Below are 20,811 nucleotides of genomic sequence, written 5' to 3'. Positions count from 1 at the left end.
CCCCCACGGCCGGCACCGTGGGGGCGATCGGGTTTTCCTCGTCTCTTACGGCCACATCGCTCAACGGGGCAGCAACTGCCCCCTGCGGGACAGCAGGAACCGCTTGAAGGCCGCGACCGGCGCGGAGTCCGGATGCCCGTCGAGCCAGGCCACGCCGATCTCGCGGACGGCGCGCGGCGCAGTGACGGTCAGTTCCACGACGCCCGGCCGGGGCACCGCCGGGGGCGGCAGCAGCGCGACGCCCAGCCCGGCGGCGACCAGTCCGCGCAGCGTCTCGGCCTCCTCGCCCTCGAAGGCGACCTTCGGGGTGAACCCGGCCTCCGCGCAGAGCGTGTCGGTGATGCGGCGCAGCCCGTAGCCGGGTTCGAGGGTGACGAACAGCTCGGCCGCGGCCTCCGCCAGCCGCACCCGCTTACGCCCCGCGAGCGGGTGGTCGTCGGGGACGACCAGGCGCAGTCTCTGCTCGTCGAGGCGGCGGGCGACGAGGTCCGGGGCGTCCGGGATGGGCGCGGTCAGGCACAGGTCGAGTGCGCCGGCGCGCAGTCCGGCGATCATCGCCTCGCCGTGGTTCTGCACGAGCTGGAAGCGGACCCGCGGGTGGTCGGCGCGGAAGGCGCGCAGCAGGCCGGGCACGGTCTCGGGGCCGAGGGTGTGCAGAAAGCCGAAGGCGACCTTGCCGCCGGTGGGGTCGGCGTCGGAGCGTACGGACTCGGCGGCGCGGTCCACCTCGGCCAGCGCCCGTTCGACGGAGGCGAGGAACGTGCGGCCGGCGGGGGTGAGCGAGACCGTACGGCCGTGCCGGGCGAACAGCGCGACGCCGAGGTCGTGTTCGAGCCGGACCATGGCGCGGCTGAGCGTGGACTGCGGGACGTCGAGCTGGTGCGCGGCGCGGGTGACGTGCTCCTGGCGGGCGACGGCGGCGAACTGGGCGAGCCGCGGGGTGAGGGTCGCGGCCCAGGAGCCGGCGGCGAGGTCGGCGGTGGCGGCTGCCGCTGTTGCCGACATGTCGATTTCACTGCAGGGAGGTGACGGGGACGGCGCTGGCCTGTGGTCATGCTCCATTGGATGAATTATGCCTGTTTCATGCATTGGACGCATGAAAGGTACGTGCATACGGTCGGTACATGCCCAGTGCCGATACGGGGGCGTCCGCCGCGATGCGGCGAGCGGATGCCGACGCCTCAGATGCCAACGCCGATGCCGATACTGAAGCCGACAGGCTGACGCCGGGCGGCCCCGGCTACCGGAAGATGAGCTTCGCGCTGTTCTCCGCCGGGATCTCCACGTTCGCGCTCCTCTACTCCACCCAGGCGCTGCTCCCCGCGATCTCCGACGACCTCCATGTCAGCCCGGACCAGGCCAGCTGGACGGTGTCCGCGGCGACGGGGGCGCTGGCCGTGGCCGTCGTGCCGCTGAGCGCGCTCTCGGAGCGGTACGGGCGGCGGGCGATGATGACGGGCTCGCTGATCGTCGCGGCGCTGGTGGCGCTGGCCGCGCCGTTCGCGCCGAACCTCGCGACGCTGATCGTGCTGCGCGCGGTGCAGGGCGCGGCGCTGGCCGGGCTGCCGGCGTCGGCGATGGCGTTCCTGGCGGAGGAGGTACGCCCCAAGGCGCTGGTCGCCGCGATCGGGCTGTTCGTGGCGGGCAACAGCATCGGCGGCATGTCGGGCCGGATCGTGACGGGCTGGGTCGCCCAGGCGTCCAACTGGCGGGTCGCGCTGGGCGTGGTCGGCCTGATGGCGGTGGTCTGCGCGGTGATCTTCCGGGCGACGATCCCGCGGGCCCGGCACTTCACGCCGCGCCCCGTCTCGCCGCGCTCCCTGGCCCGTACGGTCCGCGGCCACCTCTGCGACCCGCTCCTGTGCCGCTTGTACGCGCTCGGGGCGCTGTTCATGACCGTATTCGGCGCGGTCTACACGGTGATCGGCTACCGCCTGACGGCCAAGCCCTTCGAACTGCCGCAGGGCATCGTGGGCTCGATCTTCCTCGTCTACCTCGTCGGCACCGTCACCTCGGCCGCCGCCGGCAAGCTCGTAGAACGCGTCGGCCGCCGCGGCGCGCTGTACCTGGCGGTCGGCACGGCGTCCCTGGGCCTCCTCCTCAGCGTCCTGGACTCCCTGGTCGCGGTGCTCCTGGGCCTGGTCCTGATAACGGCGGGCTTCTTCGTCGGCCACTCCGTCGCCTCATCCTCGGTCAGCCACACCGCCACCACAGGCCGAGCCCAGGCCTCCGCCCTCTACCAGACCACGTACTACCTGGGCAGCTCCCTCGGCGCCTTGCTCGGCGCCCTCGCCTTCCATATGACGGGCTGGAACGGCACGGTGGCGCTGGGCCTGCTGGCGATGGCGGCAGCGGCGACCGTGACGCTGTACGCGACCCGCAAGGCCGTGGCGGAACGACGGCTCGCTACGAGCGCGTAGCTCCGACCACGCCGAAGGGGCCCGCGTCTTCAGGCGGCGACGAATGACGCCGTATCGAGGTCGAGGCCGAAGGGTTCGGGAAGATGGATCGTCTTCCCGAGCTTCACCGCACTCAGCGTGCGGTAGACAGCTCCCTTCGGCTCCCCGTAGAGCGTGACGGTCGGCCCGCCGGGGGCCCAGCAGTCGATCAGCAAATAGAACGGGACCCCGGCCTCGGCGTAGCCCCCGTACTTCTTATGCCGGTCGTTGCTCGCGGTGGACTGCGAGGTGATCTCGACGACGAGTTCAGCGGCTGAGGCCGGAACGAAATAGCCCTTGTGGCTGCGCACCACACTTTGCGGCACCACAGCGATATCCGGGACGTAGAGGCTCTGTCGCGAAGGAACGGCGGCCCCAAGTCTCTGGTAGATCCCCCAATACTCGGGAAGCGCGGCGTACAACGGTCGCTGCACCGGGTCGGTGATGAACGTGTGCCTGTTGCTGGGCGGCGGGGTCACGGTGATGAGCCCCTCGATGATCTCCACCTTGCAGCCCTCGGGAGCATCCGTTTCCTCCCACATCCGGACGACGTCGTCCCACTCGTAGTCCCAGAGCGGCGGAGGATCGACGGTGAACGCGCTCATAGCGGTCTCCTCTATCGGCATGCCGCCGATCCCAGCACGCCGAACGGGACCGGCGTCGGTCCACCGGTCCCGTTCACCCAAATGGGGAAACCGCAGGTCAGGCAATACGGACCGGGTCCTCCTTGCGGACGCGCCCGGGGCTTCCCCGAGGGAAGCTGTGAGGCTGCCGAACAGGCGGGGAACCGTTGCTGACTACAGTTCAGTTTTCCAACGGTCGTGCCGCGGCTTCACGGGCGGCCCGTGCAATGACTCCCTGCGTTGTGTCCGCCAGGCCGAGACGGTTCCAGTGGAAGATCACGTGGTGCGCAAGGATCGCCCGCAGGCCGCGTTCCAGCGTGCCGGAGCGCATCGCGTCCCTCAGCCTTCGGCCTGCCAGGTCGAAGGCGGCGATCCAGGGTGCGGCGAAGGCCAGTGGTGTGCCCGCGTCGAAGAGGGAGCTGGCGGGGCTTGTGTCCACGGTCATGAGTCGCTGGAGGGCGGCGGCCATCGTGTTCAGCCGGTCTATGGGAGCGCTGGCGGGAAGTTGTCGCATCTGGGTTATGCGGTGCCAGACGTCGGCCTGTTCGTATCGCTCCTGTCCTGCGGCTCGGAGGAGCGTGCTGCACAGCAGGGCTGACATCTCGCGTCGTCCGATGGTGCGGTCCAGGGATGCGGTGGGGTCGTGGTGGCGGAGGTAGTCGAGGATGCTGTAGCTGTCCGCGTGGAAGAGCCGGTGGGCGATGTCTGTCGCCGCGGGGCCGCCGAATGCGTAGGTCTCGGGTTCGTAGATCGTCTTTGTCCATCCGGCGATCAGACCCGCGGTCTGCATACCGTCCAAGGCACTACGGAGCACCGTCGCCATCTCCTGCGCGGTGTTCGCCACGGACCGGCAGCGCAGCCTCCAGCAGGGACGCTTGCGGACGTACCACCAGGACTTCAGGACTCCGTCCTGCTCGGCATCGCACAGTCTCGGGCCGAGCTGGGCGGAGGCGATGTGTTCGGCGTTGTTCCACTCGGTGAATTCGATGTGGGCCTGGAACGTGCCGGTGGTGGCCTGGGCCGCGAGGGCTGCGGCACCGGCTGACTGGTACAGCTCGATGGCGTCGGCCAACGCGGCGGGCGGCAGGTCGGCTTGGGCCGCGGCCGTATGGAGTGGCGTGCCGGTCAGGACGGCGAGTACGGCCTTCTCTACGGTGCATGGGTCTGCCCTGTGGTTCACGGTGTTCCACTCCTCGCCATGTCAGTTGAGCAGGAGGCAGGCGTCCCAGTCGGAGACGGGTTTGCCGTCGGCTGCGTGGAGGGCGAGTTCGGCCCCCGTCGTGCCTTCGAGGAGCCCTTCGTGTCGCGCTGGTTCCTGGCTGAGGAGCAGGGCATGGAGGTGTCGCAGGTGGGTGGTGAAACTTCCGGGTTCGGCGTCGCGAGCCACGCGCGAGGTGGTGTGCAGGAGTCCGGCGGTGCCGTGGCAGAGGCTGGTGTCGTTGACGAGGGCGAGTTGACGGGGATCGGAGAGGCTGTGGAGAAGAGCGGTCTCCGCCATGTGCTGTCTGTCGGGGTCGCGGAGGGCAAGGCCCGCGAGTTGCTGGGCGCGGGCCAGGCCGGGGGTGCCGTAGCACCAGGAGGGGCGGGTAGGGCCGAGCTGGGTGATCGTGCGAGTGCGGTGTTCTGTGCGAGTGATCCAGCGGGGCCACCAGGGGCCCGTGTCGGAGTCCTGGCGCAGGGTGTCGAACCAGGTGCAGATTCGTGTCATCGCTTCGGTGTGGCCGTCGGCTGTGCTGCCGTGGAGTCCGGCCAGTGCCAGCAGGGCGAGTGGTCCGGCGATGCCGTGGGCCATCCCCGCGTTGCCGTGGCCGCCGGGGAAGGACCGTACGGAGTCGCGGGTGGGTCCGTGGGGTGTCCACCAGCCGGGCAATTCTTCACGGTCGCTGGAGAGGGGTTCGCTCAAGCGCACCAGGTAGGCGAGCACGTCCCGCAGGGTGTCGCCGTGGGGATCGCGGCGCAGGAGGTAGGCGCCCAGGCCGGTTAGGCCGTACAGCACGTCGTACTCGGCGACTCGTGGCAGCTCACCGCGGTCGATGCGTGCGTGGGCCTTGTCGAGTCGTCGCCGGGTCAAGGCGTCGACGGCGGAGTCAAGGGTGTGCAGTGCGCCCGCGTAGCGGCCGGTGCCGGCTGCCGCGGTGTGGAGGGCGAATGCGACGGCGGGCGCGCCGTAGAAGAGCGCGGCATCGTCGCTGGCGATCAGCTCGGAGCGGGCGACGGCGGCCAGCTGGGTGTGCACGGTTTCCCAGGGGCAAATTCCCAAGTGGGCGCGTTCGATGGGCAGGAGGGTGAGGCCGATGGCGCCTTGGGACAACGATTGTGAGCGCATCTCGCGTTCCGTCTCGCATGTGATCGCGTCGAAGTCCGATGGGGCGCTCACGCGGACGTTCCTTGGTGTCGGGCGGTCCAGGAAAGGGCCGTGGAGCGGGTCAGCCGGCGGCAGGTGCGCTCGCAGGTTTCGTTGAGTCCTGCCGTACGGATGTGGTGCATGTGCAGGAGGGAGGCCAGCGCAGTGGCCGGGTCGATCTCGTGGGTGGCGCTGAGGTGGTCGCGGTAGGCGGCCACCGCTTCCCTTCTCCGGGCCCACACGCCGACGACTTCCTCGCCGCCGCGTACCGCGCGCAGAGCGGCGAAGTCGTCGTACGGGTTCGCCAGCCGCAGGGCCTGGTCGTACGTGTGTCGGGCGGGGCCGGGGCCTGAGGGCGGCTGAAGGTGTGTGATCAGCCAGTGCATTCCCTCGGCGGTGCCGGTGGTGAAGGAAGTGGCCAGGTCGATGAGGCTGGCGGCGGTCACGGCGGGGTGCAGGTCTCCTCCGGCAGTGAGCGTGATCTGCGCGATGGCCGCTTGGGAGTCGGCCGCGAAGACGGTTTCGGCGGCGGTCATGGCTGCTCCGGTGCCGTAGCGGCCGGTCTCCGGCGCGTAGGTGTCCCACTGCATGCGTCCGATGAGTCCGTGACTGCGTAGCCGGCCGGCCCAGGTGGCGACCCGTTGGGCGGTGGCGCCGAAGGCTTCTGCCTGCGGCAGTCGGAGGCGGAGCCGCAGGTGGGGTTCCGGGTCGCGGTAGCGGACGTACCACCACTGGGGCGGGGTGTCCCATCCGTCGAACAGGTCCGGCAGGTGGGTGGTGAGGATGTCGGGGACGTGGTCCGGGTGGCCGTAGAGCTTCGCGAACGCCCACGGCGAGGCGCCAGGCAGGTGCCCGTGGTCGCGGCCGATGGCGATCGGGGAAGTCTTCCGTGGTACGGGCGGCCATGTGGGCCTCCGGGCGGAGGCGAGTGAGACGGCGATTTCGTGCGGGCGGCCGTCGATCCAACCGTGTGCTGACGGTTCCGGGGCCTCGCGCAGGATGGTGTACCCGGTGCGGCCCAGGCGGGCCCGGAGCAGGTGGAGGTGGGCGGGTTCGTTCAGGGACAGCCGAAGGCGCTGGTCGCCGTCGCCGAGATAGACGGCGTCGGGGAGGCGGAAGCGGTGCCGCCAGGCGGTCACGGCGTCGGTCCACTGGTGCCACGGGGTGTTCGGCTCGGCGAGGTCGGCCGCCTCCAGCCGCCAGCGGGCCTGGGCGAGCACCGTACGGCCGTATCGGATGCGGGGCTGGAACGGCAGTCCGCGGGCGGCTCCCCAGGAGAACGGCGCTAGGGTGCCGGCCCTGGCCCGGGAGATTTCGCACAGGAACCGTGCGAGGGGGTGGGTGAAGTTCGTCAGCTCGACTGCGTTCAGGACGGTGGGTTCGACGGTCCGCTGTTGTGAAAGGGACATCAGGTACAGGCGTTGGGAATCGGCGCCCACGGCCAGGTCGTCGAGCGGCAGCGCGTGGTCCGGGCCGCCGTGTTCGGCCAGCGAGATGACGTGCGGCAGGGCCGCGGGGACGCGTCCGACGTTCTCGATCCGCGCGCGTAAGGGCGGGCTGGAGACCTGGGCCGGCAGCGCGTCCTGTTCCAGCGTTGGCAGGTTCGCGTACGCGGTGGTCATGCGGGTGCGGTCGGGCTCATCGAGGAGGTGGAGGAACCGCCCGGCGGTGGTGCCGGCCGCCGAGGACAGGCCGACGACGACGAGAGTGAACGCGCCCTGCTCCAGCGCGGTGTGGGTGGGCGCTTCCACCTGGAAGCGAAGGGACGCGTGGGCAGGCACGTGCCAGTGGTCGGCGTCAGGGGGCGTGAGATCGGCGACGATCTGGTCATCGAGCACGATCTCGCCGGTGCCGTCCAACACCGCTCGCTGTGCCAGTGCCAGCAGTTTCTCGTCCCGCCTCGTCACAAGTGGCTGCGGACGCTCGGAGAGGGAGCCGCGGTATCCGGCGGGAAGGCCCAGCCCTGCACTGCTGTCCACGAGGTCCCGGACGGGAACGAGCGCGCCAGTCCCGTACCGCTCCAGGAACCTGGCGTGATAGTCCTGCCACGCCAGAGGCCCGGCGGGGTAACGGGTCAGGCGGGCCAGGGCCGTCGTCGCGTTCTCGGCCTCGCGCGCCACCGCCCGCGGCAGAACCAGCGAGCAGTCGAGCTTCAGGTCCACGACGAGGGGCTGTTCGACGGCGTCGGACAGCGCGGCCATGGGAACCGACGCAGCCGCTCTGAGTTGCCGCCGCGCGACGGGGTCAGCCCGATTGTGACGGGCCAGGGCTGCCGCGATCGCCTCCAGTTCACGGACGGTTGCGGCTGCTTGGGGGATGGATCCGGCATCTACGGCGCTCAGCTCGTGGACGATGTGGCCCACCACGTCGGTGACCGTCATCGGCGGGTGCAGACTGCTGAGCAGAACGCGTCGGGCGACCAGATCGGTCAGCAGCCGGTCGATGACTTCGCTGGGCGTGTCCGGGTACTCGGCCGCGACCTTCCCAGCCAGATCGCCGACCGGAACGGGCGACTCCGCTGCGTCCAGCACCGTCTTGACGGCTCGGGTGTAGCGGAGACTCACCTCCTCCGCCACTCCTCGGCCGCGGTCCCGGTTGTGGGGTGGTTGTTGGCAGGGCACCACCAGCTTCGTGCCCCGTACGAAGCACGTGTTGTCCACCACGACCGGCAGGCGGCGCAGCAGTTCGGGGCACGCTTCCAAGCGCGTGATCACCTCCGCCAGCCACTCGGCATCGACGTGCACGACGGCCTGGTGTTCCCCTCCCCACCGCACGGTGAGCCCCGAGCCGAAGTGCGCGGGAGCTACCCCGGCGAACAAGCCGAAAGGCGTAGCCCGGTACTGCATGCGCAGTAAGTAACGGACGAGGGACTCCGCAGCCCGCCGTACGCGCCGCGCCTGCAAGGGCTGTTCGGCGCAGATCGCGCGGATGCGGCGGGCCAGGGGCGGGCTGGCCAGCTCGACCGCCTCGGCGATTGCTTCCTGTGCCCATACCTGCTGTATCCAACGGCGCCGCTGCTGCGTGTCGGCGTACGTGGCGCCGCTCAGGTCCGGCCAGGGGGGCAGGTTCAGGTCGGCTGGGCCTGCCGCGGCCCGTAGGAGCGTCGCATCGATGGACCGGTACATCCTCGGCGCCTCCGCTTCGTGCGGTGAGCCCGGTGCCGTAGCCGTTGGCCAGGGCGCCGGGCCGTTAGGTCACTCAGGTCACTCGCAGGTGCTGTTCGAGCAGGCGCTCTGACAGGAGCCGCCGCAGTTGTCGCTGGTGTCGTTCATCAGGTCGGCGATGACCGGAGCCTTCTCCACGACAGTGATGTCCAGATCGAAGTCCGACGGGGCCACCGCCCCCTTGGGTTGTATCGCTGCCATCTCCATTCCTCCTGATAGGTGGTGATGGATGTGCTCTTGCGGTTCCTGACCCAGCTCTGTGGTGTCGTCAGGGCCAGGAGATAGTTACCCGCGTATGCCGTTTGTCGACCACACGGCCGGCGGGAAGCTGATCGTCGGACGTGCCTGCGGGATGCACCATGAAGACGGCCCGGCCGGAGCGGTGTTCGCGGTCCCAGTTCCGGATGTGCTCCACCAACTGGTCCGCGACCGCTTGGGCGTCAGGGCCGTGTCCGAACGCCCCGAATTCGAAAGTGGTCCGTTCCGGGCTGGTCGGCCGCAGCTTGCGGTAGGCGAAGCTGTCCTTGTCGATCAGCGTCGAGATGCCCATCGGTGATGCGGCGGCAACGATTCCCCGATCGCGGGCCGACGGCGTCGCAGCGAGGCGGGCGAAATCCGGTACAGCGGTCGCCAGCCACAGATCGAGGCCGTCGAATGGTTCCATTCCGCCAATGGTCACCCCCGACCAGACCTCCACAGGCGGCTGAGCGAGCGCTGTACGCAAGCCCTCCGCGTCCACTCGGTCTCCGTCGTCCAGCTTGAGACCGACCTCGTCGCCTGGCTCGTCATGCAGCACCACCAGCTGCATCCGGCGCTCTCCAACGCCCTGCATCGGCACGAAGCCGCACAGTTCGTAGTTCCGGCTCACCAGATGCCCGCCCTCACGTTCGAGGGCCACCGACCGGGTCAGACAGCGCACCCGCAGGGGAACGACGATCCGGCCGCCTTCGGCGAGCTGGTCCACCCAGGCCGGGGGGATGTCCCATGCCCCGACGGTGACGATGATCCGATCGAAGGGGGCGTGCACTGGCTCGCCCTCCTCCCCGTCAGCGAGGAGGACGTTTACGCGCCCGTATCCAGCCTCGGCCAGGAAGCGACGCGCCCGGTCTACGGCATCCGGGTCGATGTCGATGGACGTGACCTCACCCTTCCCGCCGACCAACTCCGCGATGAGCGCCGCGTTGTATCCACCCGAGCCGATTTCCAGCACCCGCATACCGGGGCGGATCTCCGCCTGCTCCAGCATGAGCGCTTGGATTCGGGCAGCGGAGACCGAACTGACGTCGACCCCGTCCTCATCTTTCTTGGTGATCACAGCTCGCTCGGGTGCGTACGCCTCGGAGAGCGAAACCTGGGGAACGAAGACATGCCGGGGAACGGCGCGAACAGCAGCCTCGACTGCCTCGGTTCTGACCGCTCCTAACTCACGCAACTGGACGATGAGAGCTTCACGCAACTGCTCGGCGGAGGACGGTGTTTCAGCTTCCTCGGACTTCATTATTCGGAGTGTAGTCACGCGGCTACTCCTTCACGGGTGGTGCAGGGGGTGTTGCTCGGCTGCTGGTTGAGGATGTCCGAGACCGTGCCGACAGCCACCACCATCGGGCAGGGCGCTGAGCACCAGGACCGCGTTCACGAGGCCGCGGCCGTCGGCCGCTCGAACTCCAGGTCAACCGCGGATGCGAACGACCGGGCGACGGGCTCGATCAACCACGCGACGCCCTGCTGGCCACAGCTGTTTTGGGGTTCGATGGCAACGCACACCGAGAGGCTGAAGGCGGTCAGGGCCTCGACCACCACCTTCTGAATAAGGTGGTGGCGCTGTCCCCATCGAGAGCGCCGACCGGATTCGCCATTATCTTGAGAGTTAGACCGCAACACATGGATGAGGCATCGTGAACCCTGAGATAGTCAGCGTGTTTCGGAAGTCGTCCTACTCGACTCAGCAGGGGAACTGCGTGGAGGTAGCGCACACTGCTGACAGGGGCCGCGTCGTGCGCGACAGCAAAACACCGGACGGCGGGCTCCTGTTCTGCCGGCGAGGCGCCTGGGCCCACTTCCTGGACGCAGTGACAGCCGACGGGTTTCCTGGCTCCGAAAGCCGTTAAGCGTACGTCCCCGCTCAGGGGACGTACGCTGCCGACATGTCGGCAAGTGGGGGGCATCACCGATGAGAACTCCGTCAGGTCGCCGTAGCCTGGGAGAACGCTCACCGCGCAGAGTCCTGCTATCGGCACGCACCGACCTCAGCACGCCGAACGGGACCGGCGTCGGTCCACCGGTCCCGTTCACCCAAATGGGGAAACCGCAGGTCAGGCAATACGGTCCAAGATAATCGGGTTCGGTTCGTACTCCGTGTGTTCGGGGGCTACGAGGACGCCGCCGTCCAGTGCCTCCAGGGCGTAGGCGAACTTTTCCGGGGTGTCGGTGTGGAGGGTCAGGAGGGGCTGGCCCGCGGTGACCGTGTCGCCGGGCTTGGCGTGGAGTTCGATGCCCGCGCCCGCCTGGACCGGGTCCTCCTTGCGGGCGCGGCCCGCGCCGAGGCGCCAGGCGGCGACGCCGACCGCGTAGGCGTCGAGGGTGGTCAGGACGCCCGTGGCGGCGGCGTGTACGACGTGCTGTTCGCGGGCGACCGGCAGTGCGGCGTCCGGGTCGCCGCCCTGGGCGAGGATCATGCGCCGCCAGTGGTCCATGGCGGAGCCGTCCGCCAGCGCCTTGGCCGGGTCGACGTCGCCGAGCCCGGCCGCCTCCAGCATCTCGCGGGCCAGGGCGAGGGTCAGTTCCACGACGTCGGCGGGGCCGCCGCCCGCGAGGACCTCGACGGACTCACGGACTTCGAGGGCGTTGCCGGCGGTCAGCCCGAGCGGGGTGGACATGTCGGTCAGCAGGGCCGTGGTCCGTACGCCGTGGTCGGTGCCCAGTTCGACCATGGTGGAGGCGAGTTCGCGGGCGTCCTCGATGTTCTTCATGAACGCGCCGGAGCCGACCTTCACGTCCAGGACCAGCGACCCGGTCCCCTCCGCGATCTTCTTCGACATGATCGAGGAGGCGATCAGCGGTATGGCCTCCACGGTTCCGGTCACGTCCCGGAGCGCGTACAGCTTCTTGTCGGCGGGGGCCAGCCCGTCGCCCGCCGCGCAGATGACGGACCCGACGTCGCGCAGTACGTCCATCATCTCGGCGTTGCTCAGCAGCGCCCGCCAGCCGGGGATGGCCTCCAGCTTGTCCAGGGTGCCGCCGGTGTGGCCGAGGCCGCGGCCCGAGAGCTGCGGGACGGCCGCGCCGCACGCGGCGACCAGCGGCGCGAGCGGCAGCGTGATCTTGTCGCCGACGCCGCCCGTCGAGTGCTTGTCGGCCGTCGGGCGGGGCAGGGACGAGAAGTCCATCCGCTCCCCCGAGTTGATCATCGCGGCGGTCCAGCGGGCGATCTCCGTACGGTCCATGCCGTTGAGGAGGATCGCCATCGCGAGCGCCGACATCTGCTCGTGGGCGACCTCGCCGCGCGTATAGGCGTCGATGACCCAGTCGATCTGCTCGGGGCTCAGCCTTTCCCTGTCGCGCTTCGTCCGGATGACGGAGATGACGTCCATGGGCTCGCTTTCTTCGTTTCGTTCATGGTGTTGGCCGGGCGGCGGGGGCGGCCCCGCGCCAACCGGCGGCGCCGCCCTCAAGCCCTCAAACCTCAAGCCCTCAACGCCCCAGGTCCGCCGGGCCGAACGCGTCCGGCAGCAGCTCCGACAGCGGCCGCACCCCCGACGCCGTGTCCATCCGCAGCTCCGGCCCCCCGTGCTCCCACAGCAGCTGGCGGCAGCGCCCGCACGGCATCAGCACCCCGCCGTCCCGCCCACAGCACGTGAAGGCCGTCAGCCGACCGCCGCCCGTCGCGAACAGTTCGGAGATCAGCCCGCATTCGGCGCACAGCGCCACGCCGTACGCGGCGTTCTCCACGTTGCAGCCGGACACGGTGCGGCCGTCGTCGACGAGGGCCGCCGCGCCGACCGGGAAGCGGGAGTACGGGGCGTACGCCCGTGACATCGCCTCCCGCGCCCGCACCCGCAGCGGCTCCCAGTCGAACGTCTCCCAGGACTCGCTCACTTACTTCCCCTGGCCCTTCCGGTATGGCTTGCCGTTCGCCTTCGGCATCCGCAGGCGCTGCGCGGAGACGGAGAGCACCAGCAGCGTCACCACGTACGGCGTGGCGTCGACGAACTCCAGCGGAACCCGCGCCGTCAACGCGTACCAGAGGATCAGCAGCAGCGCGAACACCCCGCTGATCAGCGCGACGCGGCGCTGCTTGGCCCGCAGCTTCCACAGCGCGAGCCCGGCCAGCAGCACCGCGAGGAGCAGCAGCAGGGCGTGCACGGTCTCGCCGCCGCCGCGCAGCTGGAGGCTGTCCATGAAGCCGAACAGGCCGGCGCCCATGGCCACGCCGCCCGGCCGCCAGTTGCCGAAGATCATGGTGGCGAGGCCGATGTAGCCGCGTCCGCCGGTCTGGCCGTCGGAGTACATGTGCGTGCCGATGGCCAGGAACGCGCCGCCGAGTCCGGCCAGCCCGCCGGAGACGATGACCGCCGCGTACTTGTACGTGTAGACGTTGACGCCGAGCGACTCGGCGGCGACCGGGCTCTCGCCGCAGGACCGCAGCCGCAGCCCGAAGGAGGACCGCCACAGCACGAAGAACGTGCCGACGAACAGCGCCGCCGCCGCGATGGTCAGCCAGGACACGTCCGTGACCAGCCCGTCCAGGATCCCCGCGAGGTCCGACACGAGGAACCAGTGGTGCTTCTCGACGGACGCCAGCCAGTCGGACAGCCCCGGGATCGAGAAGTTCGGCATGTCGCTCATCGGCGGCGACTGCTTGTCGTTGCCGCCCGCGCGCTGCGCGGCGCTGCCGTCCGCGCCGAACCACAGCTTGGCCAGGTACTGGGTGACGCCCAGCGCCAGGATGTTCATCGCCACACCGGAGACGATGTGGTCCACGCCGAAGGTGACGGTGGCGAGCGCGTGGACGAGGCCGCCGACCGCGCCGCCGACGATGCCCGCGAGCGCCGCGATCCACGGCCCGTGCTGCCAGCCCATCCAGCCGGCGCAGAACGTGCCGAGCATCATCATGCCTTCGAGGCCGATGTTGATGACGCCGGCCCGTTCCGCCCACAGCCCGCCCAGGCCCGCGAGCCCGATCGGCACGGCGGCGCCGAGCGCGCCGCTGAACTGCCCGGAGGACGTGAGGTCCTCGGCGCCGGTGATCACGCGCAGTACGGCGAGCAGCAGCAGCGCGCCCGCGAGGAGCAGCAGCACCACCGGGTAGGTGAGCTTGCGCCGCTCGGGTTTGTTCCTGCCGCTGAGCCCCTTCGAGAGCACGGCAGTGAGGTTGCTGCTCACGCGGACACCTCCGCCTTGTCGCTCTTACGGGCCTGGGCGGCGAGTTCCTCGCCGACCTTGCGCTGCTGGGTCCTGAGCCCGTACCGGCGCACGATCTCGTACGCGATGACGACGCACAGCACGATGACGCCCTGGATGACGCCGACGATTTCCTGCGCGTAGCCCTCGAATTCGAGCTGGGTGCCGGTGCGCTCCAGGAAGCCCCAGAGCAGCGCGCCGAGCGCCATGCCGACGGGGTGGTTGCGGCCGAGCAGCGCGATGGCGATGCCGGTGAAGCCGATGCCGGCGGGGAAGTCCGTGCCGTAGTTGTACGAGACGCCGAGCAGCGTCGGCATGCCCACGAGCCCCGCGACGGCGCCGGAGAGCACCATGGAGGTGATGACCATGCGCTTGACGCTGACGCCGCTGGCCTGGGCCGCGGATTCGGAGCGGCCGACGGTGCGCAGGTCGAAGCCGAACCGGGTGCGGCTGAGGACGAACCAGTAGACGAGCCCGGCCAGCGCCGCGATGATCACGAAGCCGTAGATGGGCTTGGGCGTGGTGGGGATCTCGAAGAAGTGCGAGGAGTCGGGCAGGTAGGGCGTGTGGATCAGGTTGCCCTCCTTGATGGCGAGCCGCCCGTCCTGGAGGAAGTAGCCGATGACCGAGGCGCCGATGGAGTTCAGCATGATCGTGCTGATCACCTCGTTGACGCCGCGGGTGGTCTTCAGCAGCCCCGCGATCCCCGCCCAGATCGCGCCGACGACCATCGCCACCAGGATGACCAGCGGGATCTGTACGAAGCCGGGGAGGGTGAGCGAGCCGCCGACGACGGCGGCGAAGAAGGCCGCGATGCGGTACTGGCCGTCGACGCCGATGTTGAAGAGGTTCATCCGGAAGCCGATGGCGACGGCCAGCGCGGACAGGTAGTACGGGGTCGCCTTGTTGATGATCCAGACCTGGCTGTCGCTCTTCGAGCCGAAGTCGACCATCACCTGGTAGGCGTGGAAGGGGTCCTTGCCGGTGGCCGCGATGATCACCGAGGTGATGACCAGGGCGGCGACGATGGCGAGGAGCGGCGCGGCGACCGCGAGGATCAGCTTGTTCTTGTCGAGCTTCTTCATTCGTCCGCACCTGCGTCCGCGTCGTCGGCGACGTGCTCCAGGTGGCCGGTAGCGGCGCCGGTCATGGCCGAGCCCAACTCCTCCGGGGTGATGGTGGCGGGGTCCGCGTCCGCGACCAGCCGGCCCCGGTACATCACCCGCAGGGTGTCGGAGAGCCCGATCAGCTCGTCCAGGTCGGCGGAGATCAGCAGGACGGCCAGCCCCTCGCGGCGCGCCTCGCGGATCTGGTCCCAGATCTGCGCCTGCGCGCCGACGTCCACGCCGCGCGTGGGGTGGGCGGCGATCAGCAGCTTGGGCCGGTGGCTCATCTCGCGGCCGACGATCAGCTTCTGCTGGTTGCCGCCGGACAGCGAGGCCGCGGTGACCTCGATGCCGGGGGTGCGTACGTCGTACTCGGCGACGATCCGCTCGGTGTCGGCGCGCGCGGCCTTGAGGTCGAGCAGCGCGCCCTTGCTGTTGGGCTCCTCGGTGACGTGGCCGAGGATGCGGTTCTCCCAGAGCGGGGCCTCCAGCAGCAGTCCGTGCCGGTGGCGGTCCTCGGGGATGTAGCCGACGCCGGCCTCGCGGCGGGCGCGGGTCGGCGCGTGGGTGACGTCGGCGCCGTCGAGGGTGACGGTGCCGCTGTCGGGGTCGCGCATCCCCATGATGGCCTCGACGAGTTCCGCCTGGCCGTTGCCCTCCACCCCGGCGAGGCCGAGGATTTCGCCCTTGTGGATGGTGAGGGCGATGTCGTCGAGCACGTTCCGTACGGCGCCGTCGGAGTCGACGGCGGAGAGCCGCAGCCCGTCGACGGTCAGCATCGGGGCGGTGGTGACGGTCGACTCGCGGGTCTCGGGCGAGGGCAGTTCGCTGCCGACCATCAGCTCGGCGAGCTGCTTGGGGCTCGTCTCGCTCGGCACCACCGAGGCGACGGTCGTACCGCGCCGGATGACGGTGATGTCGTCGGCGACGGAGAGGACCTCTCCCAGCTTGTGCGAGATGAAGATGACGGTGAGGCCCTCCGCCTTGAGCTCGCGGAGGTTGTCGAAGAGCGCGTCGACCTCCTGCGGGACGAGGACGGCGGTCGGCTCGTCGAGGATGAGCGTACGGGCGCCGCGGTAGAGGACCTTGAGGATCTCCACGCGCTGCCGGTCGGCGACGCCGAGGTCCTCGACGAGGACGTCGGGGCGGACCCCGAGCCCGTACGCGTCGGAGATCTCCTTGATCCGGGCGCGGGCCCGCTGGCCGATGCCGTGCAGCTTCTCGCCGCCGAGGACGACGTTCTCCAGGACGGTGAGGTTGTCGGCCAGCATGAAGTGCTGGTGGACCATGCCGATGCCGCGGGCGATGGCGTCGGCGGGACCGGCGAAGCTGACCTGCTCGCCGTCGGACTCGATGGTGCCCTCGTCCGGCTTCTGCATGCCGTAGAGGATCTTCATCAGGGTCGACTTGCCGGCGCCGTTCTCGCCGACGAGGGCGTGCACGGTGCCGCGGCGGACGGTGATGTCGATGTCGTGGTTGGCCACGACTCCCGGGAACCGCTTGGTGATGCCGCGGAGCTGGACGGCGGGGGCGCTGGGCGCGCCCGCGGTCGGGGGACTGCTGGTGGACGCTTTGATGGCGCACTCTCCTCGGGGAAGGGAGCGATGGGGAAATGGGCTGGGCGGGGTCGAGGAACGTACGGCGAGCGGCCGGTGGGCTGCCCGCGGGCGGTCCACGCGCCTCACAGGCGAACGTACCGCGCCAACTCGCCGCTACGCGCGTAGCGTTGGCTCATTTGTACGGGCCCGACGCGGCGGCCGCACACCGCCGCGCCGAGCCCGAGTCCGCAGGGGCCGGGGAGCCGTCCCGGCCGCGGAGCCCATGCCCCACTCCTGACCGATCCGGTCAGGAACGGGGCGCGGGCTCTCAGCTCACGGGTTCTCCTTGACCTTGACCTTGCCGTCGACGATCTTCTGCTTCGCCTCCGCGATCTTGTCCTTGAGGTCGTCGATGTTGCCGCCCGAGGTGGACAGCGAGACGCCGCCGTCCTTGAGCAGGTAGCGGTGCGTGCCGGTCAGCGGCTTGCCGTCCTTGACGGACTTGACCAGGTCGAAGACGGCGACGTCCACGTTCTTGACGACGGAGGTCAGGATCGAGGACTTGTACTTCTCCAGACCGGACTGTTTGTACTGGTCGGAGTCGACGCCGATCGCCCAGGCGCCCTTCTTGGCCGCGATGGCCTCGATCGAGCCGCTGCCGGAGAGGCCGGCGGCGGTGTAGATGACGTCGTTGCCGGCGTCGAGCATGCCCTTCGCCTTGTCCTTGGCGGCGGCGGGGTCGTTGAAGCCCTTGTCGTTGTTCGGGTAGAGGTACTGCGAGGTGATCTTGACCTTGGGGTCGGTCTCGCGCACGCCCTGCTCGAAGCCCGCCTGGAACTTCTGGATCAGCGCGTTGTTCACGCCGCCGATGAACGAGACCTTCTTGGTCTTGGTCTTCAGCGCCGCGGCGACGCCCGCGAGGTAGGAGCCCTCGTGCTCGCCGAAGACGATGCTGTCGACGTTCTTGCCCGGCACGACCGAGTCGACGATCGCGAAGGTGGTCTTCGGGTTGTCCGCCGCCACCTTCTGGATCGACTTGGCGTAGTTGAAGCCGACGCCGATGACCGGGTTGTACCCGGCCTCGGCCAGCGAGGAGAGCCGCTGCTCGCGGTCCGCCTCCGTCTCGTTGTTCTTGGCGGTCATCGCCTTGCCGCCGACCTTCAGTTCCTTCATGGCCTTGTCCATGCCGCGGGCGGCGGACTCGTTGAAGGAGTGGTCGTCACGGCCGCCGACGTCGAAGGCCAGGCCGATGCCCTTGTCCTTGCCGCCGGACTCGGTCGAGGACTCACCGCACGCGGTGAGCGAGAAAGCGAGGGTCGCGGAACAGATGCCCGCGACAGCGATTGTGGATACCCGGCGCACGAGGGCCCCTTCACTCGAAGCGCCACGGTCGGCGCTGGTTTCGCGGGCATCGTAACGCGCGTAGATGGGGGATAAAGGGGTCGCAGAAAGCCGTTATCGGATCGTCGCGAACCCATCCCCACCTCGCCGCCTACGGACGGTTGACATCGAGCAAAGCCGCGGCGGTGAACAGCTCCACGCCCACCCCGATCGCCGACTCGTCCACGTCGAAATCACCGCAATGCAGGTCACGTCGGACAGTGTCGCCGACGCGCCGCACCCCCAGCCGGGCCATCGCGCCGGGCACCTGCTCCAGGTACCAGGAGAAGTCCTCGCCGCCCAGGGACTGCTCCGTGTCCTCGATCGAGGACGGCCCGCGCCGCGCGGTCATCGCGCGGCGCAGCAGTTCGGTGACGTCCGGTTCATTGACGACCGGCGGCACCCCCCGGATGTAGTTGATCTCCGATTTCGCCCGGTGCAGGGTGGCCACCTCGTCGATCGCGGCGTGCACCAGATCGGGGGCCTCGCGCCACGCCTGGAGGTCCAGGCAGCGGACCGTACCGGACAATTCGGCATGTTGCGGGATCACATTGCAGGCGTGCCCGGTCTCCAGCCGCCCCCACGTCACCGCCATCCCGGAGCGCGCGTCGACCCGCCGGGCCAGCAGCGCCGGCACGTCCGTGGCGACCTTCGCGGCGGCCGTCACCAGGTCGGTGGTCAGATGGGGGCGCGCGGTGTGGCCGCCCGCGCCGTTCAGCGCCACCTCCAGCCGGTCGCACGCCGAGGTGATGGCGCCGGGCCGCAGCCCGATCCGCCCCGCGTCCACCTTGGGGTCGCAGTGCACCCCGATGATCCGGCCGACGCCGTCCAGCACCCCGCAGTCGATCACGTCGGGCGCGCCGCCCGGCAGCACCTCCTCGGCGGGCTGGAAGATCAGCCGGACCGGGTGCGGCAGCCGGCCCCGCTGCGCCAGATCCGCGAGGACGAGGCCGGCGCCGAGCACGACGGCAGTGTGCACGTCGTGGCCGCAGGCGTGCGCCATGTCCTTGACGGTCGAGCGGTACGGCACCGTCTTGGTGTCCGGGATCGGCAGGGCGTCGATGTCCGCGCGCAGCGCCAGCATGGGACGGGCCGCGGCCTCGCGGTCCATCGGCCCGATGTCGCAGACGAGTCCGGTGCCGATGGGGAGGGCTCGCGGCGCGAGCCCGGCCCTCTCCAGTCTCGCCTTGATGGCCCCGGTGGTACGGAACTCGCACTTGCCCAATTCAGGGTGCATGTGCAAGTCCCGCCGGAAGGCGATCAGTTCGGCGCGCAGCCCGGCGGACAGCGCGCCGGGCAGCTCGGGATCGGTACCTGCCTCGGACTCGGATTCGCGGGACATCAGTTGGTTCACCCTGTGAAGGTTAGGGCCACAGGTGGGGCAACTGCCTGGCGATCAACAAAAGTTCAGCCCGATAGGGGAAGGGAAACTAGGCCGTGGGTCGCATGACCACAAGAGATGCGGGGTAGAAGACTCCGCTACGCGCCGTGCCGCCGCCCCTTCCGTACCACTGGTTTACCGCCCTCCCCCGCGCACCCGCGGCCCCGGCCCCCGCCCTCCTCCGCGCTCAAAGGGTCGAGGCCGGTACGTACGGAACTCGGCGGATACCGCGTGCGGTCCCCGTGACTCCCGAGAGAAAGTCCTCCGCGCGGGGCGAGGCGGTCTCCGTCAGCCAGGCGGGGTCCACGTCGCAGACGGCGACCGTGATGCCGGTGCCGGCGAGGGCCAGCGGCAGGGTGTGCACCACGGTGGAGGGGAAGCTCAGGATCATGCGCCCTATGGGGCCGCGCCGGGCGATCAGTTCGAGCGGCAGGTCGGGCCGTACGATCTCCAGACCCAGCTCGCCGCCGATCCGGTGCAGCTTGTCGGTGGACTCCCGGCGGTGCGCGAAGTACCGGGTCGCGCCGTGCGTACGGGCCAGCGAGGCGACGGCGGTCAGATAGTGGTCGAGGTCCACGACGCCGGTCTCGACGAGGGAGGTGCCGACCAGGTCGGTGCCGCGGGTGAGCCGGGGCGGTCCGAAGGCCGAGCGGGTCCACGCGAAGTCGTTGGCGGTGACGGTGACGCCGGGCGGCGCCTGGACGGGCATCGAGGTGAACACCTCGACGCGGCGGCCCTCGCCCGGCGTGAGCCTGCGGCGCGCGGAGGCCGCGAACGGCGCGAAGAGGAGATCGCGCGCCCCGCGTCCGCCGCGCCGGTGCCAGCGCACCAGTCGCTTGCCGAGGGCCAGTTGGGAGACGAACTCCATGGTGGCGGTGCCGTCGTCCACGACCACGACGTCCCGGGCGCGGGCGATGGTGAGCAGCAGCTGCACATAGCGCGAGAACGGGTCCCCGATCACGACGCGGCTCGCGCGACGCAGCAGGGGCGTGAGCGCCGCGATCGTCTGCGCCGGAGCCCCGGCGCCGCCGCGCGCCTCCTCCCACCGCACCGTGTGCCCCTCGCGCCGCGCCAGTTCGGCCATCCGGCGCAGCTGGCCCCGCGTCATGGGGTCGTGCGGGGCGAGCACGACGACGGTGAGGCCGGTGGGCGGGCGCTGCGCGTCCGGCAGTTCGGACTCCGCGTCCACGGTCTCGTACGGCTGCCGGGGCACGCCGTCGTAGAGGGTGGGTACGGACGAGGGTGCGATGTCGGGTGCGTCGGCCTCCTCCCGCCGCTCGCCGCTGTACGACCACTCCAGTACGTTCAGGAGCTGGACCGGGCTCTCCACGAAAGCCAGGGTCCCGCTCGGGTCGGCCCGTGGCCCCCGGAAGCGTGCGGCGGGAGCGGCCGCCGCTTCCGGGGGTGGGCCGGCCGGCCCCGCTGTCGGTGTCACCG

General features: G+C 70.1%; 18 protein-coding genes. 2 read left to right on the top strand and 16 right to left on the bottom strand.

Features of this window, described 5'->3' with window-relative positions; translation table 11 throughout:
- Positions 1-60: 60 nt before the first annotated feature.
- Positions 61-1,062, bottom strand: coding sequence for a LysR substrate-binding domain-containing protein (locus ACFU99_RS06830; RefSeq protein WP_384386846.1), 1,002 nt, complete (start codon positions 1,060-1,062; stop codon positions 61-63).
- 62 nt (positions 1,063-1,124) lie between these two features.
- Here ACFU99_RS06830 and ACFU99_RS06825 point away from each other — a divergent pair, with 62 nt between their 5' ends.
- Entirely contained in the window at positions 1,125-2,420 is a 1,296-nt protein-coding gene (locus tag ACFU99_RS06825; protein WP_384386843.1) for an MFS transporter, read from the top strand.
- A 29-nt stretch (positions 2,421-2,449) separates the two neighbouring features.
- On the opposite strand, the gene ACFU99_RS06820 is transcribed toward ACFU99_RS06825, so the two are convergent.
- The 7 genes from ACFU99_RS06820 to ACFU99_RS06790 form a co-directional block, all read right to left on the bottom strand.
- The gene (locus ACFU99_RS06820) at positions 2,450-3,043 is read right to left on the bottom strand and encodes a Uma2 family endonuclease (protein WP_384386840.1); all 594 of its coding nucleotides are present in this window, start codon (positions 3,041-3,043) and stop codon (positions 2,450-2,452) included.
- A gap of 199 nt (positions 3,044-3,242) precedes the next feature.
- Complete coding sequence (locus ACFU99_RS06815) at positions 3,243-4,241, bottom strand: thiopeptide-type bacteriocin biosynthesis protein (protein WP_384386837.1); 999 nt, start codon at positions 4,239-4,241, stop codon at positions 3,243-3,245.
- A gap of 21 nt (positions 4,242-4,262) precedes the next feature.
- Positions 4,263-5,438 (bottom strand): lanthionine synthetase C family protein, encoded by a 1,176-nt coding sequence (locus ACFU99_RS06810; RefSeq protein ID WP_384386834.1) that lies wholly within the window; start codon positions 5,436-5,438, stop codon positions 4,263-4,265.
- Complete coding sequence (locus tag ACFU99_RS06805) at positions 5,435-8,530, bottom strand: lantibiotic dehydratase (protein ID WP_384386831.1); 3,096 nt, start codon at positions 8,528-8,530, stop codon at positions 5,435-5,437. Before ACFU99_RS06805 ends, ACFU99_RS06810 begins: the two co-directional genes overlap by 4 nt.
- Before the next feature lie 78 nt (positions 8,531-8,608).
- Positions 8,609-8,770 carry an FxLD family lanthipeptide gene (locus tag ACFU99_RS06800; RefSeq protein WP_384386828.1) on the bottom strand — a complete coding sequence of 54 codons (162 nt, stop codon included), beginning with the start codon at positions 8,768-8,770 and terminating at the stop codon, positions 8,609-8,611.
- 67 nt (positions 8,771-8,837) lie between these two features.
- Positions 8,838-10,067 carry a methyltransferase, FxLD system gene (fxlM, locus tag ACFU99_RS06795; protein ID WP_384386825.1) on the bottom strand — a complete coding sequence of 410 codons (1,230 nt, stop codon included), beginning with the start codon at positions 10,065-10,067 and terminating at the stop codon, positions 8,838-8,840.
- A 134-nt stretch (positions 10,068-10,201) separates the two neighbouring features.
- Positions 10,202-10,366, bottom strand: coding sequence for a hypothetical protein (locus ACFU99_RS06790; RefSeq protein WP_384386823.1), 165 nt, complete (start codon positions 10,364-10,366; stop codon positions 10,202-10,204).
- A 98-nt stretch (positions 10,367-10,464) separates the two neighbouring features.
- Here ACFU99_RS06790 and ACFU99_RS06785 point away from each other — a divergent pair, with 98 nt between their 5' ends.
- Entirely contained in the window at positions 10,465-10,677 is a 213-nt protein-coding gene (locus ACFU99_RS06785) for a DUF397 domain-containing protein (RefSeq protein ID WP_384386820.1), read from the top strand.
- Between the two features lie 204 nt (positions 10,678-10,881).
- Here ACFU99_RS06785 and ACFU99_RS06780 read toward each other — a convergent pair whose 3' ends face one another.
- The 8 genes from ACFU99_RS06780 to ACFU99_RS06745 all read right to left on the bottom strand — a co-directional run bounded on the left by ACFU99_RS06780 (position 10,882) and on the right by ACFU99_RS06745 (position 20,809).
- The gene (locus tag ACFU99_RS06780; protein WP_384386817.1) at positions 10,882-12,159 is read right to left on the bottom strand and encodes a thymidine phosphorylase; all 1,278 of its coding nucleotides are present in this window, start codon (positions 12,157-12,159) and stop codon (positions 10,882-10,884) included.
- Positions 12,160-12,259: 100 nt separating this feature from the next.
- Complete coding sequence (locus ACFU99_RS06775; RefSeq protein ID WP_384386855.1) at positions 12,260-12,604, bottom strand: cytidine deaminase; 345 nt, start codon at positions 12,602-12,604, stop codon at positions 12,260-12,262.
- Positions 12,605-12,664: 60 nt separating this feature from the next.
- Positions 12,665-13,951: an ABC transporter permease gene (locus ACFU99_RS06770; RefSeq protein ID WP_384386814.1), complete on the bottom strand. Its 1,287-nt coding sequence runs from the start codon at positions 13,949-13,951 to the stop codon at positions 12,665-12,667.
- Positions 13,948-15,054, bottom strand: coding sequence for an ABC transporter permease (locus ACFU99_RS06765; protein ID WP_384386811.1), 1,107 nt, complete (start codon positions 15,052-15,054; stop codon positions 13,948-13,950). The genes ACFU99_RS06770 and ACFU99_RS06765 overlap by 4 nt, the downstream gene beginning before the upstream one ends.
- Positions 15,051-16,652 carry an ABC transporter ATP-binding protein gene (locus ACFU99_RS06760; RefSeq protein WP_384386852.1) on the bottom strand — a complete coding sequence of 534 codons (1,602 nt, stop codon included), beginning with the start codon at positions 16,650-16,652 and terminating at the stop codon, positions 15,051-15,053. Before ACFU99_RS06760 ends, ACFU99_RS06765 begins: the two co-directional genes overlap by 4 nt.
- A gap of 294 nt (positions 16,653-16,946) precedes the next feature.
- Positions 16,947-17,975, bottom strand: a complete 1,029-nt coding sequence (locus ACFU99_RS06755) for a BMP family protein (protein ID WP_384386809.1) — start codon at positions 17,973-17,975, stop codon at positions 16,947-16,949.
- 130 nt (positions 17,976-18,105) lie between these two features.
- A complete protein-coding gene (locus tag ACFU99_RS06750) occupies positions 18,106-19,335 on the bottom strand; it encodes an amidohydrolase (RefSeq protein WP_384386849.1) in 1,230 nt (409 codons plus the stop codon).
- A gap of 226 nt (positions 19,336-19,561) precedes the next feature.
- Positions 19,562-20,809: a hypothetical protein gene (locus ACFU99_RS06745; protein ID WP_384386806.1), complete on the bottom strand. Its 1,248-nt coding sequence runs from the start codon at positions 20,807-20,809 to the stop codon at positions 19,562-19,564.
- Positions 20,810-20,811 lie beyond the last annotated feature (2 nt).

It is taken from the genome of Streptomyces sp. NPDC057654 (assembly GCF_042800135.1).
Taxonomy (GTDB): Bacteria; Actinomycetota; Actinomycetes; order Streptomycetales; family Streptomycetaceae; genus Streptomyces.
Note: the sequence above shows the minus strand (reverse complement) of the source record. Positions and strands in the feature narration are given on the sequence as shown.

Excerpts from the sequence above, each read along its gene's own strand:
- ACFU99_RS06830 (WP_384386846.1), bottom strand. The coding sequence starts at position 1,062 with ATGGAGCATGACCACAGGCCAGCGCCGTCCCCGTCACCTCCCTGCAGT.
- ACFU99_RS06825 (WP_384386843.1), top strand. The coding sequence starts at position 1,125 with ATGCCCAGTGCCGATACGGGGGCGTCCGCCGCGATGCGGCGAGCGGAT.
- ACFU99_RS06820 (WP_384386840.1), bottom strand. The coding sequence starts at position 3,043 with ATGAGCGCGTTCACCGTCGATCCTCCGCCGCTCTGGGACTACGAGTGG.
- ACFU99_RS06805 (WP_384386831.1), bottom strand. The coding sequence starts at position 8,530 with ATGTACCGGTCCATCGATGCGACGCTCCTACGGGCCGCGGCAGGCCCA.
- ACFU99_RS06800 (WP_384386828.1), bottom strand. The coding sequence starts at position 8,770 with ATGGCAGCGATACAACCCAAGGGGGCGGTGGCCCCGTCGGACTTCGAT.
- fxlM (WP_384386825.1), bottom strand. The coding sequence starts at position 10,067 with ATGAAGTCCGAGGAAGCTGAAACACCGTCCTCCGCCGAGCAGTTGCGT.
- ACFU99_RS06780 (WP_384386817.1), bottom strand. The coding sequence starts at position 12,159 with ATGGACGTCATCTCCGTCATCCGGACGAAGCGCGACAGGGAAAGGCTG.
- ACFU99_RS06775 (WP_384386855.1), bottom strand. The coding sequence starts at position 12,604 with ATGTCACGGGCGTACGCCCCGTACTCCCGCTTCCCGGTCGGCGCGGCG.
- ACFU99_RS06765 (WP_384386811.1), bottom strand. The coding sequence starts at position 15,054 with ATGAAGAAGCTCGACAAGAACAAGCTGATCCTCGCGGTCGCCGCGCCG.
- ACFU99_RS06750 (WP_384386849.1), bottom strand. The coding sequence starts at position 19,335 with ATGTCCCGCGAATCCGAGTCCGAGGCAGGTACCGATCCCGAGCTGCCC.